Origin of the sequence: Nonomuraea sp. CA-141351 (genome assembly GCF_050944675.1) — a bacterium.
GTDB lineage: Bacteria > Actinomycetota > Actinomycetes > Streptosporangiales > Streptosporangiaceae > Nonomuraea.
Window position 1 is genome coordinate 3,124,428 of the sequence record NZ_CP191982.1, and the last position, 17,955, is coordinate 3,142,382.

At 71.1% G+C, this 17,955-nt stretch carries 12 protein-coding genes; 7 read left to right on the top strand and 5 right to left on the bottom strand.

What is annotated here, in order from left to right; genetic code table 11:
- The first annotated feature begins 10 nt into the window (after positions 1-10).
- Both ACQPWU_RS15155 and ACQPWU_RS15160 read left to right on the top strand, forming a co-directional pair.
- Entirely contained in the window at positions 11-1,126 is a 1,116-nt protein-coding gene (locus tag ACQPWU_RS15155; protein WP_360699633.1) for an ATP-binding protein, read from the top strand.
- Positions 1,123-3,867 (top strand): DUF5682 family protein, encoded by a 2,745-nt coding sequence (locus ACQPWU_RS15160; protein ID WP_433440361.1) that lies wholly within the window; start codon positions 1,123-1,125, stop codon positions 3,865-3,867. The genes ACQPWU_RS15155 and ACQPWU_RS15160 overlap by 4 nt, the downstream gene beginning before the upstream one ends.
- Positions 3,868-4,129: 262 nt before the next feature.
- On the opposite strand, the gene ACQPWU_RS15165 is transcribed toward ACQPWU_RS15160, so the two are convergent.
- Entirely contained in the window at positions 4,130-5,521 is a 1,392-nt protein-coding gene (locus tag ACQPWU_RS15165; RefSeq protein ID WP_433440363.1) for an alpha/beta hydrolase, read from the bottom strand.
- A gap of 155 nt (positions 5,522-5,676) precedes the next feature.
- Here ACQPWU_RS15165 and ACQPWU_RS15170 point away from each other — a divergent pair, with 155 nt between their 5' ends.
- Positions 5,677-7,803 carry a serine/threonine-protein kinase gene (locus ACQPWU_RS15170; RefSeq protein WP_433440365.1) on the top strand — a complete coding sequence of 709 codons (2,127 nt, stop codon included), beginning with the start codon at positions 5,677-5,679 and terminating at the stop codon, positions 7,801-7,803.
- Between the two features lie 135 nt (positions 7,804-7,938).
- Here the strand turns inward: ACQPWU_RS15170 and ACQPWU_RS15175 are convergent, their stop codons facing one another.
- Entirely contained in the window at positions 7,939-8,871 is a 933-nt protein-coding gene (locus tag ACQPWU_RS15175; RefSeq protein ID WP_433440367.1) for a polysaccharide deacetylase family protein, read from the bottom strand.
- 117 nt (positions 8,872-8,988) lie between these two features.
- On the bottom strand, positions 8,989-9,882 hold the full coding sequence (locus tag ACQPWU_RS15180) for a LysR substrate-binding domain-containing protein (protein WP_433440369.1): 894 nt from the start codon (positions 9,880-9,882) through the stop codon (positions 8,989-8,991).
- Between the two features lie 112 nt (positions 9,883-9,994).
- Between ACQPWU_RS15180 and ACQPWU_RS15185 the strand changes: the two genes are divergently transcribed.
- From ACQPWU_RS15185 to ACQPWU_RS15195, 3 genes are read left to right on the top strand one after another with little or no spacing between them, the layout of a single operon-like run.
- Entirely contained in the window at positions 9,995-10,756 is a 762-nt protein-coding gene (locus ACQPWU_RS15185) for an enoyl-CoA hydratase/isomerase family protein (protein ID WP_433440371.1), read from the top strand.
- Positions 10,753-12,270: an acyl-CoA synthetase gene (locus tag ACQPWU_RS15190; RefSeq protein WP_433440373.1), complete on the top strand. Its 1,518-nt coding sequence runs from the start codon at positions 10,753-10,755 to the stop codon at positions 12,268-12,270. Before ACQPWU_RS15185 ends, ACQPWU_RS15190 begins: the two co-directional genes overlap by 4 nt.
- 10 nt (positions 12,271-12,280) lie before the next feature.
- A complete protein-coding gene (locus ACQPWU_RS15195) occupies positions 12,281-13,579 on the top strand; it encodes an MFS transporter (RefSeq protein ID WP_433440375.1) in 1,299 nt (432 codons plus the stop codon).
- 3 nt (positions 13,580-13,582) lie between these two features.
- On the opposite strand, the gene qcrB is transcribed toward ACQPWU_RS15195, so the two are convergent.
- Positions 13,583-15,094 carry a cytochrome bc1 complex cytochrome b subunit gene (qcrB, locus tag ACQPWU_RS15200; protein WP_433440377.1) on the bottom strand — a complete coding sequence of 504 codons (1,512 nt, stop codon included), beginning with the start codon at positions 15,092-15,094 and terminating at the stop codon, positions 13,583-13,585.
- A 138-nt stretch (positions 15,095-15,232) separates the two neighbouring features.
- Positions 15,233-16,504, bottom strand: a complete 1,272-nt coding sequence (locus ACQPWU_RS15205; RefSeq protein WP_433440379.1) for a glycosyl hydrolase 115 family protein — start codon at positions 16,502-16,504, stop codon at positions 15,233-15,235.
- A 221-nt stretch (positions 16,505-16,725) separates the two neighbouring features.
- Here ACQPWU_RS15205 and ACQPWU_RS15210 point away from each other — a divergent pair, with 221 nt between their 5' ends.
- A complete protein-coding gene (locus ACQPWU_RS15210) occupies positions 16,726-17,907 on the top strand; it encodes a L,D-transpeptidase (RefSeq protein ID WP_433440381.1) in 1,182 nt (393 codons plus the stop codon).
- Positions 17,908-17,955: the final 48 nt, after the last annotated feature.

Here is a 17,955-nt window from a genome sequence, read left to right on the forward strand (position 1 = left end):
GAGACCTCTTATGAGTGACGATATGCTGCGCGCCCCCGCAGAGGTGAAGTACGCCGAGGAGCTCGACTATCTGGAGTCGATCGACGACGGCCCCAAGCCGTTCTCGTGGCGGCTCAGCCCCCGCATGATCCGGCTGTTCGTCCTCGGCTCCGAGCGCTCCGACGGGCTCGACCGGGAGATCCCGCAGAAGTGGTTCGGTGACCGCAGCTTCGTCGAGCGCAGCATCGTGACCCTGGCCTCCGACCGGGGCCTGCTGCTGATCGGCGACCCGGGCACCGGCAAGAGCTGGCTGGCCGAGCTGCTGGCCGCGGCCATCTGCCGCAACTCCACGCTCGTGGTCCAGGGCACGGCGGGCACGACCGAGGACCACATCAAATACTCGTGGAACGTCTCCATGGTCATCGCCAAGGGCCAGTCCCGCGAGTCGATGATCCCCTCGCCGATCATGACGGCGATGGAGCAGGGTGTGATCGGCCGCTTCGAGGAGCTGACCCGCTCGACCAGCGACGTGCAGGACGCGCTCATCTCGATCCTGTCCGAGAAGTACGTCTCCATCCCCGAGCTCGACGACGACAACATCGTCTTCGCCCAGCCGGGCTTCTCCATCATCGCCACCGCCAACAGCCGCGACCGGGGCGTCAACGACCTGTCGTCCGCGCTCAAGCGCCGCTTCAACTTCGTCCGCATCCCCGTCGTGACGAACAAGAAGAGCGAGGCCGAGATCGTCCGCTTCCGCACCGAAGAGCTGCTGCGCAGGCACCAGATCGAGCTGGACGTCCCGCCCACACTGCTGGACATCCTGCTGCAGAGCTTCGCCGACCTGCGCTCGGCCGCCGCCTCGGCCACCAGCGACGACGAGAAGCTGGAGTCGGCGCTGTCCACGGCGGAGCAGATCGGCGTGCTGGAGGACGCCATCCTGCACAGCCAGTTCTTCGGCGACCGCACACTGCGCGCGCAGACGCTCGCCGGCTCCCTGGTCGGCTCGCTGGCCAGGCGCAGCCCCGAGGATCTCGCGATCCTGAACAAGTACTGGCACGGCGTGGTCGAGCCCCGCAGCAAGAAGGACGGCGGGGAGTGGCCGGAGTTCCTCGAGGGCGGCCGCGAGGCCATCGCCACCCTGTCATGAGCGCGTTCGAACCGCTGAGGGAGCAGCTGACGCAGGCGGCGCGGGAGTTCGGCGGCGACGTCGTGTCCGATGTCCTGACGGGGCTGGTGGACGACGTGGACCGGGCGCTGCGCGAGGAGCTGGAGATCTTCCCGGTCTGCCACCACTCGCCGGCCTCGGCGCTGGCCATGGTCCGCAGACTGCGGGAGAAGCAGCCGAAGGTCATCTACCTGGAGCTCTGCGAGGACCTGCAGCCGCTGCTGACCGAGCTGCGCAACTGCCGGCTGCCGGTGGCGGTGCAGGCGTTCGCGACCGATATCGACGGCTTCCCCGCGTCGTGGGCGCCGCTCAGCGTGGTGGCGCCCATCACGGAGGCGTCCGCCGAATACCAGGCCATCTCGTACGCGCTGGAGACCCCGGACGTCGAGCTGGTGCTGGTCGACAGGTCGACCGACCACGTCTTCCAATGGGCGCCCAAGGAGGAGCCCGAGAAGAAGGAGCACACGGAAGAGGGTGGCCTGCACGGCGACGCGGTGGGCCTGGAGATCGGCGACCTGCGCCCCCGCTTCGCCGAGCTGGAGGAGCACCTGCTGCACCACGGCAAGGTGCGCCACTGGTCCGAGTGGTGGGACCAGTACGTCGAGCAGCCGCTCGCAGGAGCGGACTACGAGACGTACCGGCAGGTCATGGTGCTGATCGGCAGCCTGTTCCGCCGCCTCGACCGGGGCGGCGACAGGACGACCGTGGACGAGGACCGCGAACGCTACATGTGGACCAGGATGCGCGAGCACCTGGCCGCCTCGGGCGCCGATCCCGCCGACTGCCTCTACGTGTGCGGCGCCTTCCACGCCGCCAGCCGCGTCGAGCAGTTCGGGCTGAAGTCCACGGCGACCTTCGAGATCAGCCCACGCACCGGGACGAAGTGGCTGTATGGGCTCATCCCGTCCAGCCACTCGGCCATCGAGGCCCAGTTCGGGCTGGCCTCGGGCTCGGTGTCGATCGCGGCGGCGTCCTGGGCCAAGTCGCTGACCCGCAGCAAGCTGACCCCGTTCCAGCTGGCCGGGCAGAAGGGCGCGCGCAAACGCGCCGCCAAGCTGCCCGCGCCCGTCCCGCCGGGCGAGGTGGCCGACCGGCTGACCGGGTTCCTGTCGAAGCCGCCGGCGCTCGACGAGCTGGACGAGGCCGAACTGCTCGGCTGGAGCGTCGACATCGTCCGGCTGGCCCGCCGCAACGGCTACCTGGCCAGCACCGCCGACGCCATCGCCGTCTTCGAGACCTCGATCCTGCTCGCCGGCATGCGCAACCGGGCCAGGCCCACCCCGTACGACTTCCAGGACGCGGCCGTCACGTGCATCGAGAAGGACGTCGTGCCGGGCCGCCGCGACGTGCGGCGGCTGTGCGAGATCCTGCTCGGCGGCGACCGCGTGGGCGAGGTCGGCTACGACGCGCTGCCGCCGCTGGCCCGCGACGTGTACGACCGGCTCGCGCCGCTCGGGCTCGATCTGGAGAAGCGCACGATCCAGCGGGCGCTGCTCGACCTCAACGCCAACCCCGATCTGGTGCCCTGCTCCGACCTGCTGTGGATGCTGCGCTACCTGCTGCCGTCCGACGCCGTGCGCCCCATCATGGGCGAGCGCGGGCTGGGGGAGCGCTCGATCCAGGAGAGCTGGGACGTTGCGTTCGGCAAGCACCAGCGCTCGATCATCGAGCTGGGCTACGAGGGCGTCACCATCGAGCAGGTGCTGGAGCAGCGGCTGCGCCGTTCCGTATGGGACCCGAAGGCCACCGCGGCCGTCGCGCTGGCGGCGGTCGAGGACGCGGTCATCTTCCTCGGCAGCCGGCGCTTCGCCGACGAGCTGGGCGCGCGGGCGGTGGAGCTGCTCGCTTCCGAGCGGAGCGTGGACGACGCCCCCGAGGTGCTGCGCAGGATCCGGCGGCTGATGGCGCACTACCGCGCCCATGAGCCGGAGCTGCCGGCCTGGTGCGAGGAGTTCGCGACCTCCGGATACGCGCATTACTGCACCCTGCTGCCGACCGCCTTCGTGGCTGACGACACCGGGGTGCGGCAGGTCGCGGCCATGCTGGGGTTCCTGTTCTCGATGGAGAGCCTCGCGATCTCGCTGGGCTGCGACCGGGCCCAGCTGGAGCTGGCCGTTCAGCAGTCCCATCCGGAGTCGCCGGCCAAGGTGGCGCTGCTGTGGGCCGCGCGCTCGCACCTCGGGCTGCTGTCGCAGGCCGAGCTGCGGGCGCGGTGCGACGAACTGCTGGCCAACCCGCTGGTCGTGCCGTCGTTCCCGCTCTACATCATCGGGTTCGTCCAGGCCATGGAGCCCGTCCCCGCTCTGTCGGGCTTCGTGGTGGAGGTGATCTCGAAGGCGTTCGGGCGCCTGCCCGACCGGGTGCTGCTGCCGTGGCTGCCGAAGCTGATCACGGCGCTGCGGGACCAGGCGGGGGAGCTGGTGCCGGTGCTCGTACGCGAGGCGGGGCGCACGTTCCCCGGCACGCTGGGCGCCGTGGACACCTGGGTGCCGCCCTGGTCGGCCCGCCCTGTCGCGGCCGAGACCGCCGCTCCTGTGGCCTCGGGGCCGGTGGCCGAACTGCTCATGGGGCATCCGGCGGCGTGCGACGCGGTGGCGGGGCTGCTCGGGTGCGAGGGCTCGTGGCAGGCTCCGGCGGCAGGCGGGGCGGACCACGGAGCGGTGAACGCCCTCCTGGGCGACCACCCGGAGCCCGCCCTGGCGGTCGCGGGCCTGCTCGCCTGACCGGCCTCGGCCTGGCCTGGCTTGGTCGACCGGCCTGGCTTGGTCGACCGGCGCCAGACCGGCTTGCGGCTTTGCGTTGCCGGCGGCCCCCTCCCCGGCCATGACCGTTGGGGGTGGCGGACACGGGGGCCGCCCTCACCGGCCGTGGCCGTCGGGGAGGCGGAGGCAGAGGCGGTGGATCACATCGGGCCCGGGGTGGCGGACGGTGATGGGCGCGGGCCGGGGGCCCGGGGTGGCAGACCGCGATGGGCACAGGCCGGGGTCAGGGGTGGCAGACGGTGCCGGCCGGGGGCAGGCGCAGGTCCTTCAGGTACGCGTTGGCATGCGCGATGACGCAGGCGTTGCCCGTGAGGTAGAGCCCGTGGCCGTGCCCGTCGTACCGGACCGTCGCCGACCCCGGCACCCGTCGCACGATGTCGGCGGTGTCGTCGTGGTCGGTCCACGAGCCCGCACCCAGGAACGGCGGAAGGCCCTCGGGAAGGGGCGCGCGCGGATTCGTCGCCGGCGTCGGCCAGCCCACGCAGCCGAGGCGGTGCCACAGCCCCATCCCGGCAAGGTCAGGGGAGACCCGCTCGCCCAGCGCCCGCACCGCGCGGTACTCCCGGTAGCCGCCGAAGCGCAGCCCGTCGGCGCACTGGGTGGCGTTCATGCCCACGAACGACGGCGGCTTGAGGCTCCCGACCCCCGCCTCGACGTACGCGGCGAACCCTGCGGCGTCCCCGCCCTCGGCCTGCCGGATGGCCTGGGCGAGCTGCCGCCACCGCGGGTACTCGGGCGCCGGTCCCGGCCCGACGAGGTTCGGCATCGCGGCGACCTGCAGGTCGAAACCGCTGTACGCGACCGCTCGCCCCTTGACGGGGATCGGCTCCCGGTCGGCCGCCGCCACGACCTTCCGCCACCGATCCCCCACGCCCGGCTCGCACACACCCGCGGCCTCGCACCATTTCACGAACCGCCCGAACTGCGCCTCGTACGTCCGGTACCGCACCGACGCCTCCGTCATGGGATCCCGGAGGTGGTTGACCGCCCCGTCCAGGTACATGGCCCTGACCCTGCCGGGGAACAGCCGGGCGTACGCGACGGCGGGCACGCCTCCGTACGAGGTGGCGACGAAGCTCAGCCGCTCCTCCCCGAGGGCGGCGCGGATCGCGTCGATGTCCCGCGCGACGGACGCCGAGTCGAGGTGGTCGAAGAACCCGGGGTCGCGTCTCCTGCATGCCTCCGCGCTCCGGCGGACGGTCGCCCCCAGTTCGGCGTACTCCCGCCGGCTATCGGGCCGGGTGAGCCACGGCCCGGTGGCGAAGCACTCCTGCGGCAGGATCCCGAACGAGGTGGCGTTCCGCGGCTCGAGGCTGACCACGTCGAACCGCTCCCGCAGCCCCGCGAAGCTCTTGCCGTAGTACGTGAGATCGTCGATCCCGGACCCGCCCGGCCCGCCCGGGATGCTGAACACCGTGCCGGTCCTGCGCCCGGTCGCGGGCAGCCGGGCGACCCGCACGCTGATCGTCCGGCCGTCCGGCTCGGCCCAGTCGACCGGCACCTCGACGGACGCGCACTCCATTTCGGCCCCCTGACAGGCTTGCCACTCGAGGCCGGAGGAGTGAGGGACGACGATGAGCGCGCCCAGCAGGGCGCTGACCACTGCGAGATTCATGCCTTCCACGCTCGCGTCCACGCGGGCGGATCTCCATCGCGCTGCGGCCCGTCTGAGAGGTGGTGCCAGGACTACCTCCTCCGGGATAATCCGTCAGGGCCTGCCGAATCGTAGTATCCGGTGTGGGGACTCCTGCCGACGTGAAGAGGTGGACATTGTCGCGTCCACGACCGGGAAAAGACCTCGGGCGGATCGCCGCCTACCGGCTCACCGGGTTCCTCGGCGAGGGCGGGCAAGGTGTCGTCTACGTGGGCTTGAGCCCGTCCGGTGACCAGGTCGCCATCAAGGTGCTGCACGCGCGGCTGTCTGAGGATCCCGAGGCGCGCCGGAGGTTCTTCAGGCAGGTGGACCTCGCCCGCCGGGTCGCCCCTTTCTGCACCGCAAGGGTCCTGGACATGGGGATGCAGGACGACCGGCCGTACATCGTGAGCGAATATGTGCGCGGCGAGTCCCTCGAACGCGCCGTCCGGCACGACGGCCCGCGAACGGGCGGCGGGTTGGAGCGGCTCGCGGTGGCGACGGCCACGGCGCTGGCCGCGATCCACCGCGCCGGGGTCGTCCATCGCGATCTGAAGCCCGGCAACGTCATACTCGGCCCCGAGGGGCCCGTGGTGATCGACTTCGGGATCTCGCGGGCGCTCGACCACGCGGTCACACAGTCCGGGGCCTTCGGCACGCCCGGCTACATGGCGCCCGAGCAGCTGAGCGGCGAGCAGGCCGGGCCGTCGGCGGACGTGTTCAGCTGGGCCGCCACGATGGTGTTCGCGGCCACGGGGCGCCGGGCGTTCGCCGGGGAGTCGGTGGCGGCGGTGCTGCACGCGCTCCTGTACGACCCGCCCGACCTGTCAGGAGTGCCCGAGCCGCTGCGGTCGCTGGTGACCGTCTGCCTGGACAAGAACCCCGCGCGAAGGCTCACGGCGGACGACCTGGTCCGTGCCTTGACCGGCGGCGCCACCCTGACCACGCCCGATCTCACACCGCCCCGGCCGACGCCGCCGGGGGGTCTCACACTGGCCCGGCCCGCGCCGACCAGGGATCTCACGCCGCCCCTGCCGGCGCCGCCCGGCGCCACGCTGCCAGAGGGAGCGCCGTCGGATCTCACGCCTGCCCGGCGGGTGCTGCCCGGAACCACACCGCCGGGGGGAACGCCGTCCGACCTCACGCCCTCCCGGCCGCCGGGTCTCACGCCCGCACGGCGGGTGCCGCGCCGGGCGGTGCTGGCCGTCGGGGTGGCCGCCGCGGCGGCGGCCGTGGCCGTGACGATGTGGCCGCGAGACCCGGACCGGGTACGTAACCCGGACCCGGTACGTACGACAGAGCCCGGCCTCCCCTTCGGCGCGGAGATCGGCAAACCCCTGGCCGGGCACACCAACGACGTACGGTCGGTGGCGCTGGGCACGCTCAACGGCATCCCCGTCACCCTGACCGGCTCGGACGACGAGACCGCCCGCCTCTGGAACCTCCGCACCTCACAGCAGCTCGGCCAACCGCTCACCGGCCACACGAAATGGGTCAGATCGGTCACCCTCGATCAGCTCGACGGCGTGCCCATCGCCATCACGGCGAGCGACGACGACACAGCCCGCGTCTGGGACCTCGCCACCGGCCGGTCCCGCATCCTGGCCGGGCACACCGGCGACGTCAAGTCCGTGGCGACCGGCCGGATCGGCGGCAGGCACGTGGCCGTCACCGCCTCCGCCGACGGCACCGCCCGCGTGTGGGACCTGCGGACGGGCACGCAGTACGGCGCCCCGTTGACGGGTCACGAGGGCGCGGTGTGGGCGGTGGCCGTCGGCCAGGTCGGCGGCGTGCCCGTAGCCGTCACGACCGGCGACGACCAGACCGTACGGGTGTGGGACCTGGCCACGAGGAAGCCGCTCGGCGCGCCGATGACCGAGCACACCGGATGGGTGCGCTCCGTCGCGATGGGCACCCTCGGCGGCGCGCCCGTGGCGATCACCGGCGGCGAGGACATGACCGTACGGGTCTGGGACCTGACCACCAGGAAGCCCTTCGGCACCCCGCTCGCCGGGCACACCGGCTGGGTCTGGTCGGTCGCGATCAGCAACCTGGGCGGCGTCCCGGTGGCGGTCACGGGCAGCGAGGACAGAACGGTGCGGGTGTGGGACCTGAATACGAGAAAGCCGCTCGGCACACCGTTCACGGGGCACACGGACTGCGTGTGGTCGGTGGCGACCGGACTGCTGGACGGCCGGCCGATCGCCGTCAGCGGCAGCCGCGACCAGACGGCCCGCACCTGGAGCCTCGCCCCGAGCAGGTGACCAGCCCTTACAGCCCGCGCAGGCCGGCAGCCCGGCCGGCCCGCGCGGTGTCCCTGCTGCCGGTGTCGCATCCTTTCTGCTCGGCGATCACCGCTGACACCAGGAGATACGCCCAGGACGCGAGAAGGGTTCAGATCACAGGAGCTTTGGCGGGGCGGCGCCGAAGGCGACGTGCGGCACGTGGCCGCCGAACAGCTCGCTGACGGTGACGAACCGGTAGCCGCGCTTGGCCAGGCTCTTCAGTACGTGCGGGATGGCCCCCACCGTCGTGCGGTGGATGTCGTGGAAGAGGATGATGCTGCCCGGGCGTACCGGCCTGAGCGCCCTGCGGGCCACCGTGGCGCTGTTGCGGTAGCGCCAGTCCAGGGTGTCCACGTTCCACAGCACCAAGGGCCGGGCGATCTGCCTGCTTACGGCTTTGTTGAAAGCCCCGTACGGCGGGCGGACCAGCTGGGGCACGACGCCGGCGGCCGCCTTGACCGCCCGGTCGGTGCGGACGAGCTGGGAGCGCACTCCGGCGGCGGACAGCCTGGTCAGGACGGGGTGCGACCAGGTGTGGTTGCCGATCTCGTGCCCGGCCGCGACGGTCCGGCGCAGGACGCGAGGGTACACCACGACGTTGCTGCCCACGACGAAGAACGTGGCGTGGGCGTGATACTTCGCGAGATGGCGCAGCAGGGTGTCGGTGTAGCGGCCGGGACCGTCGTCGAACGTGAGCGCCACGCACTTGACGTGGCGGCAGTCGACCCGAGGCCGCGGCCGGGCCACAGGGGCGGTGTCGCCGGGCGCGGAGAGCACCGGGTCGAGCAGCGCCGGTTCCAGCAGTGCCGCTTCCGGCGCCCCCGACAGCACCGCGAGAGAGGCGCCCGGCGGCGAGACCTCCGAAGCCCCGAACAGCGCCACACTCAACCCATCGGACGGTGCCGGCCGGGGGTCGGACCGCGCGGCGGCCTGCGAAACTCCCGTGGCGGCGGTCAGCGTGACGAGCACGGCAGCGGCGAGCGCCCCCACCGCCACCCGCTTCGCCCCGGCCAGGAACGGCGGGCGCGATCTCGCACAGATGTCCATCAATCCCCCCGGCGCGTCTCCCCATGAGTGACGATCCCGGGCAGGGACCGTTCCACTGAGTACGACAACCGCCGCGCGCACCTGGTTCACGGAAAACCGCTTTCCAGATGAGGAAAACTAGACGTGCCCCACCTCGCGCAGCCCCGCCAGGGCCGCCTCGGCGAACGCGGTGACGACCTCTCCGCCCTGCACCGGCAGCCACACTGCCGAGGTCGACCAGGTCAGCCGGGGCTCGTCGATCGGCCGCCACACCAGCCCGGCGGGCAGCCCGTCGTACGGCTCCTCGTTCAGGTGCGCCCCCAGCCCCGACATGACCAGGCCGTGCACGAAGTGGGGGTTGCGGGCGTGCCTGATCCCGCTGGGCAGGAATCCGTTGTCCCGGCACGCCTCCAGCATGTGGTCGTAGAGCTGGGGCGCCATCTCCCTGGGGAAGATCACCAGGGGTGACCCGTCGAGCGTGCGCAGGCGTACCACATCCTGCTCGGCGGCGCGGTGATCGGCAGGCAGCACCACGCCGAGCCGGCGGTGGACGACCTCGCTCGACTCCAGCCCCACCGTGTCACAGGGATGCCGGATGAGGCCCGCATCGAGCTCCTCCGCGCGCAGCCTGGCGAGCTGGCTGGCCGTGGTCAGCTCGTGCAGCTCCAGCAGCACGTCGGGGATGCGTTTCGTGAACGTGGCGACCAGCGTCCTGAGCGCCATCGGCGTCGTGTCCGGCGGCACGCCGGCCCTGAGCACGCCCGACGCGCCCGGGCGGATGCGCCGCATGGCCTCCCTGGCCGCGTCCGCCCGATCCAGCACCCCGCGGGCGTGCTCCAGCAGCAGGGCGCCCGCCTCGGTGAGCGCGACGTGGTGCGGGCTCCTGTCGAACAGCCGCACGCCCAGCTCCCGTTCCAGGTCGCGGATGCGCTGGGACAGCGGAGGCTGCGCCATGTGCAGCCGCTCGGCGGCCCGGCCGAAGTGCAGCTCCTCGGCGACCATGACGAAATAGCGCAGGTGGCGTAGCTCCATCACCTCGACCATATCGCTCTGATATCGCCAAGAGTCCACATTGATGTTGGCCAGCGCCCCGCGAGACCTGGTTGTATCCCCCGCAAGCCTGTTGACCTGCGGAGGGACTCTTGTGAGTGTGTTGCTGGACCGCGATGGACCCGTCGCGGTGATCACCCTGAACCGCCCGGAGAAGCTGAACGCCTGGACCGCCGAGATGCGGGAGAGGCTGATCGAGCTGCTGCGCGAGGCGGGAGCCGACCCCGAGGTGGGTGCCGTCGTCCTCACCGGGGCGGGTCGCGCCTTCTGCGCGGGCCAGGACCTGGGCGAGACGGCCGGGATCGACCCCGACGACCACGCCGCGTCCGACGCCTGGATCGACGGCTTCGACCGCCTCTACCGCGCGGTGCTCGACCTGGACAAGCCGGTCGTGGCCGCGGTGAACGGGGTGGCGGCCGGGTCGGGGTTCCAGTTCGTGCTCCTGGCCGACCTGCGCATCGGCCACGCGGGCACGAGGATGGGCCAGCCCGAGGTTCTGTCGGGCATTCCGAGCATCACCGGCATCTGGGCCATGTGGAACGTCCTGGGCCGCGCCAAGACGACCGAGTTCGCGCTGACCGGGCGGCTGGTGTACGGGGCGGAGGCCGAGCGGCTCGGCCTGCTGACCAGGCTCGTGGGGGAGAAGGACGTGCTGGCCGCCTCGGTGGCGCAGGCCAAGGAGCTGGCCACGCTCCCGCCAGGCGCGGTGGCGCTGACGAAGGGACGGCTCAGGGAGCTGGAGCGGGAGGCCCTGGCCGACTCCGTGTCGGCGGCCAAGAAGGTGCACGCCGCCGCGTACGCCACGGGCGAGCCGCAGCGGGAGATGGCCCGTTTTCTGGAGGGACGCGCCAAGTGACCGGATGGAGCGTTCCTGAACGGTACAACATGGCCGTGGACGTGGCCGACCGCCACCCCCGCGAGAACGTCGCGCTGATCTTCGAGGACCACACGGGCGCGCACGAGGAGATCCGCTGGGGCGCGGTGCAGGACCGCTCCCGACAGGTGGCCGCCTGCCTGCACGGCCTCGGCGTACGCCCGGGTGACCGCGTCGCGGTCATGCTCCCGCAGCGTACCGACACCCCGGCCACCTACCTGGGTGTCCTGCGTACCGGCGCCGTTCTCGTGACCATGTCCCTGCTGTGGGCCGACGACCAGATCGCCTACCGGCTCGCCGACTCGGGCGCGTCCGTGCTGGTCACCGAGGCGGGCGCGGTCCGCCGGGCGAGCGGGTACGACGGGATCGTGGTCGACGTGGACGACCCGGCGATCGGCCTGCTGACGCCGGAGTTCGAGGACGCCGGCACCGCGGCCGACGACCCGGCGCTGATCTTCTACACCTCCGGCACGACCGGCCCCGCCAAGGGCATCGTGCACGCGCACCGCACGCTGCTCGGCCACAACGAGTTCGAGCACTGCCACGGCCTGCGCCCCGGCGACGTCTTCTACGGCGCGGGGGAGTGGGCCTGGTCGATGGCCAAGCTCATGGGACCGCTCAGAGCCGGCGCCACACACCTGGTCTACCGCCCGGCGGCCGGGTTCGACCCGGAGGGGCTGCTCGCGAGCATGGCGCGCAACGGGGTGACGACCGGCCTGGTCAACCCCACGTTCCTGCGCAAGATGCGCGAGCAGGTGCCCGACGCGGGCCGCCGGTACCCGCAGCGCTTCCGCACGATCTGCTGCGCCAACGAGCCGCTCACCCCCGACCTGATCCGCTGGTTCCGCGACCAGTTCGGCGTCACGCTGCTCGACTACTACGGCTCCACGGAGTCGTACCCGCTGATCGGGAACTTCCCCGGCACGCCGGTCAAGGAAGGCTCGATGGGCCGCCCGCTGCCCGGCTGGGACGTGGCGCTCCTGGACGAGCAGGAGCGGCCGGTGCCCGCGGGTGAGGTCGGCGAGATCTGCCTGCGGACCCGGAGCAACCCGCAGTTCCCGCTCGGCTACTGGAACCGCCCCGAGGCCTCCAGGGAGGTCTTCGGCGGGGAGTGGTTCCACACCAAGGACCACGCGCGCGTGGACGAGGACGGCTACTACTGGTTCCTCGGCCGCGTCGACGACGTGATCAAGACCTCCGGTTACCGCGTCGGCCCCGACGAGATCGAGGCGGCGCTGCGCGCGCACCCCGCCGTCGCGGACGTGGGGGTGGCCGGGGTGCCCGACCCCGTACGCGGCCAGGCCGTCAAGGCGTGGGTCCTCCTGGCGCCCGGCTACCGGCCGGGTGAGGAGCTGTCACGGGAGATCCGCGAGTTCGCCAAGACCACCCACTCGCGCTTCGCCTACCCCAGAGAGATCGAGTTCGTCGACGAGCTCCCCCGATCGGCGACCGGGAAGATCCAGCGCGCCCAGCTCCGACTCCGTCACCAGAAATAGGGAGCAAGCAATGACCCCCCACGCCTCCGCGGCCGTCCGGCGCAAGGTCACCCTGGCCTCCGCGATCGGCAACTTCGTCGAGTGGTTCGACTCGGCGGCGTACGCGGTGATGTCCGCGACGATCGCCAAGCTGTTCTTCCCCGAGTACGACACGACGGCCGCGCTCCTCGCCACCTGGGCCATCTTCGCCGGCGGGTTCGTCGCCCGCCCGCTCGGCGCCGCCTTCTTCGGCAGGTACGGCGACCGCCTCGGCCGCAACAGGATGCTGGCGCTGACCATCCTCACCATGAGCGGCGCCACGTTCCTCATCGGCCTCCTGCCCACCTACGCCTCCTGGGGCATGGCGGCGCCGATCCTGCTGTTCCTGCTGCGCAGCGCCCAGGGCTTCTCGACCGGCGGCGAGTACACGGGGGCGTCGGCGTTCATCGTGGAGTACGCGCCGGAGGGGCGGCGGGCCCGCTTCGCCGCCGCCGTGCCGGTCACCGTGGGCCTGGCCAGCGTGGCGGGCTCCGGCGTCGGCTTCCTGATCACCTCGACGGTCACGGCCGAGGCGCTGCAGAGCTGGGGCTGGCGCATCCCGTTCCTGCTGGCGGCGCCGCTCGGCGCCATCGGGCTCTACCTGCGCTCCAGGGTCGAGGACACGCCCGTGTTCCGGTCGCTGGAGCAGCATGACGCGGTGGAGCCGGCGCCGCTGCGCGAGGCCGTGCGCCGCTGCGGCCGGCAGATCGCCACGCTCTTCGGCTACAGCATCACCAACGCCGTCGGGTACTACCTGATGAGCAGCTACATGATCGCCTACATGTCGGAGGAGCTCGGCTACTCCAAGGCCGAGGCCCAGCTCACGAACGTCGTGTCGATGCTCGCCTACAGCGTGGCCTGCCTGTTCGCGGCCGCGGCCAGCGACCGGTTCGGGCGGCGGCCGATGCTGATCGTGGCGTGCGCGGGCTTCGTGCTGCTGCCGCTGCCCGCGTTCTGGCTGATGGGGTCGAGCCTGGCCGGAGCGATGGTCGGCACGTCGCTCCTGGCCATGCTGGTGTCGGTGATCGGCACCTCGAACGTGCCCGCACTGGTGGAGATGTTCCCCGCGAAGGTGCGGGCGAGCGGCTCGGCCATCGGGTACACGGCCGCGTACGTCCTGTTCGGCGGCACCGCGCCGTTCGTGGCGACCGGGCTGGTCTCCGCGTCGGGCAGCGCCGTCGCGCCCGCGTACTACGTGGTGGGCATCGCGGCCGTGTCGCTGATCGTGGTGGTGAGGTCGTTCAGGGAGACCCGCGGCCTGCCGCTGGACCGGGGTGTGGAGAGGGTCTGACCCTCAGCGCGACCAGGAGCGTTGTACGGCGTCGCGCACGCGGTGCCGGGCCGGGGGCGGCACGTCGCCGTTGGCGGCCACCGGCAGGGCGGGCGGCGCGGATGGCACGAGCACGGCGGACTCGTCCTCGGTCACCGGCCGCTCGATCTCGCTGAAGGCGCCGTCCGGGCTGCGCACGATGACACCGGTCTCCACCCCGTGGGCGACCGTGTGGCGGTCGCGGCCCTGCAGCCCGAGGGCGATCCGCCGGGCGATCACGTACCCGATCACGGGCCCGGCGACGAACAGGACGCGGAAGATCCAGGTGGTCGTGTACAGCGAGATGTGGAAGTTCGAGGCGATCACGTCGTTGCCGCCCGCCATCCAGAGCACGCCGTAGTAGACGATCCCGGCGACCCCGATGCCCACCCGTGACGGCACGTCGCGCGGCCGGTCCAGGAGATGGTGCACGGCGTGGTCCCGGGTGATCCACCGCTCCAGGAACGGGTACAGGGCCATCGCGGTGAACAGCAGCCCCGGCGCCGCCAGGGCCGGGATCAGCACGCTCATGGTCACCGTGTACCCGAAGGCGGTGAGCTCCCACGGTGGCATGATCCGCAGCGCGCCCTCGAGGAAGCCCATGTACCAGTCGGGTTGTGAGCCCGCGCTGACCGTGCTGGGCGCGTACGGGCCGTACAACCAGATGGGGTTGATCTGGAACACCGTCGCGAGCAGCGCCACCGTCGCCAGCACCCACAGGAAGAAGACCGTCGTCTTGGCCAGGAACGCGGGGAAGAACGGCGCGCCGCGCACCACCCGGTCGTTCAGCCCCTTGGCCCTGAACTGGGTGTGCGTCTGCCGCCAGGTCAGCACCACCGCGTGCAGCGGGATGAGCAGGAGCAGCAGCCCCGGGATCAGCAGCACGTGGATGCTGAACAGCCGGGAGATGATGTCCTCGCCGGGGAACTCGCCGCCGAACAGGAACGCCGCCAGGTACGTCCCCACCAGCGGTATCGACAGCGTGACGCCGTGCAGGATGCGCAGCCCCGCGCCAGACAGCAGGTCGTCGGGGAGCGAGTAGCCGAACAGCCCGTTGAGCATCACGAGCACGAACAGTGTCACGCCGATCAGCCAGTTCAGGTCGCGCGGCTTGCGGAAGGCGCCGGTGAAGAAGTTACGCAGCATGTGGATGACGATGGCGCCGAGGAAGACGAGCGTGGCCCAATGGTGCATCTGCCGCATCAGCAGGCCGCCGCGCACCTCGAAGCTGATGTCCAGCGCGGAGGCGTACGCCTGGCTCATCTTGACGCCGCGCAGTGGCGCGTAGGCGCCGTTGTAGAGCACCTCTTCCATGGTCGGTTTGAAGAAGAAGGTGAGGAAGACGCCCGTGAGCAGGACGACCACGAACGCGTACAACGCGATCTCCCCCAGCAGGAAGGTCCAATGATCAGGAAAGACCTTCCGCATCGCCTTCTTCAGGAACCCGGCCCCGCCGATCCGATCGTCGAGCGCCTGGGCCATTGAGCTGACCTTCATGTCACCCCGCCTATGACTGGGTTGGTGTGTCACCAGACAAGACGGAATAAGAGGAAGAAATGTGACAACGGGCGAAGCGTTCGATGATGACGTAGTCCACCCGCCCCGTGATCGTCCGGGGCAGGTGGCTGGGCAACGTCACATGCGGCGGCTCTCCGGAGGTCCCAAATAGCTCGGGAGCACGCCGCCGGTGTCGACCACGATGCGCTCCCAGTACCTCTGCACCTCCTTGTAGAGGGTCTGCACCTGCGGGATGCTCTCCAGGTCCTCGCCGCTCTCGCGGGCGAGGATCTCGCGCTGGCTCGCCAGGATGCTCCGCATCAGCTCGATGCCGTCGCCGTCCGGCAGGCTCACGTCGCCGTTGCCGCGCATGCCGAGCGTGACGACGCCCTCGAAGTCCTGCTCCTTCATCCTGCGGATGCCGTCGGCCCAGTACTTCTTGATGGCCTCGCCGTTGCGGCGGAAGCTCCACTCGCCGGTCCCGCCGTAGGGGTCGTGACCGGGGGTGACGATGTTGCCCTGCGAATCGCGTACGGCGGCGACGGCGTGGCGGTTCCACTCCTCGATGCCCCGCATCATGGGGGCCTCGTGGGAGGTGCCCATGACGACGCCGTACTCGGAGGCGACCTTGTGGTTGTCCGGGTCGTCCTCGGCGAACGCCCGCCCCCAGACCGCCGGCCACAGGTAGTTGGCCTTGAGCCTGAGCATGACCTCGAAGACCTTGGCGTAGAACTTGCTGTTGAACCCCGAGGGGAAGCCCTGGGCCAGGCCGGGGCCGAAGTGGGCGGGCGCCCAGGTGCCGAGGTCGGGGTTCTCGTCGTTGATGAAGAAGCCGCGGTACTTCACCTTCGGCGTGCCCTGGGTGTGCCGGCCCGGCAGTACGTACAGGGCGTCCTGGTGGCGGGCGGGCACGTCGTCCCACCAGTACCACGGGGAGACGCCGATCTCCTTGGAGACGTCGTACGCGCCGTAGATCGTGCCCCGCTGGTCGCTCCCGGCGATCACGAACGCGCGCCGGACTCCGGGCATCGGGTTCTGGACGACCTGCTCCAGCGACGTCTCCCACTTGCCCGCGATGCCCGAGACGTCGAGTTTGCCGGCGCTGATCAGGCGGTCGATGAGCGGGCTCCTGCCGATGGTGCCCACCAGCACCACGTCGTCCGGTCTCGGGACCTCGTCCTTCGCCACGGCCGGCCGCACGCCGGTGACACGCTCGACGTCGGCCTGCAGGTCGCCCACCACGCGGACGACGCCGGCGTGGTCGTTCGCGCTGACCACGATGGGCGCCGCCCGGCCGGCGGCCACGAGGGGGAACCGTCCCGGGCCGCCGGAGCCGGAGACGTACGTGCCGGGCGGCTTCGCTGCCTCGGCCTGGACGGGTGGCAGGACGGCGGCGGTCGCGGCGGCCACCACCGCCACCCGATAACAGGAGCCTGGAAAGCTTCGTCATTTGAAACTTTCGCACGTAGGTTGAAACTTTCGGAAGGGCAGGTAAAGCGGATGTTAAACGGCCGTCAAAGCGGGGTCAATGAAGTCGGCATGCTTCCGGTCATTGGGGGCAGAAGTGCACCGGATCATCGATGAGCGGTCTAGTGTGAAATGCCCCAATTTGTCAGGCACGGGAGGCATTGGTGACGCGGAACGTCCGGACCATATTCGTCAGCACGTTCACGGTGGTGCTGCTTCTTGCCGCGGGCTGCAGCTCGGGCGGCTCCAACACGCCGCCCGAGAAGCAGCAGGAGCAGGCTCCGGTGGCCAAGCTGTCGATCACTCCTGCCGACGGCACGAAGAAGGTCGCCCCGGACACCGGGATCGGCGTCAAGGTCACCGATGGCAAGGTCACCAAGGTGACCGTCGCGGACGCCAAGGGACACGAGGTGAGCGGGAGCGCGGGCGCGGACGGGACCTGGCGGCCCAGGTGGCCGTTGAAGCCGTCGACCGCGTACACGGTGAGCGCGCAGGCGACCGGCACGGACGGAAAGCAGGTCACGGCACAGGCCAAGTTCACCACGCTCAAGCCGAAGCGGGTGCTGGAGAGCGGAATGTCGCCCCTGGACGGTGAGAAGGTCGGCGTCGGGATGCCGGTCCAGCTCCTGTTGTCGCAGCCGGTGACCGAGCAGAAGGACCGGGCCGCGGTCGAGCGGTCGCTGGCGGTGCGGATGTCCAAGCCGGTCGAGGGCGCGTGGAGCTGGGTGAGCGACCGGGAGGTCCAGTTCAGGCCGCGGGAGTACTGGCCGGTCGGGGAGAAGGTCACGGTGGTCGCGCATCTGTCCGGGCTGCGTGCCGGACGTGACCTGTGGGGCACCAAGGACCGCAGCCTGACGTTCACCGTGGGGCCCGAGCACATCACGAAGGTCAGCAACGCGGACCACCAGGCGGTCGTGCGGGAGAACGGCGAGGTCGTCAAGACCATCCCGGTCAGTCTGGGGAAGCCGGGGGACGACAGCTACTCCGGTATCATGATCGCCCAGGAGAAGGCCGCGGAGACCGTCATGGACTCGGCCACCATCGGCAAGCCGGGCGAGTACCGCATCAACACCAAGTGGAACGTCAGGATGACCTACAGCGGTACGTTCTTCCACGCCGCACCCTGGTCGACCGGCGCCCAGGGCAGCCGCAACGTCAGCCACGGCTGTGTGAACGCCAGTCCGGCCAACGCCCGCTGGTTCTACGAGTTCACACAGCGGGGGGACATCATCGAGGTCACGGGGACATCGCGGAAGCTCCAGTTCGGCAACGGGCCGACGCCTTGGGCGAAGTCGTGGGAGGAGTGGCTGGCGGGCAGCGCCCTCGGCAAGCCGATCAACGGATGAGCCGGGACCGGGGGCCTGAACCCTGCCCGTCGCCGGCCTGACCGGGTA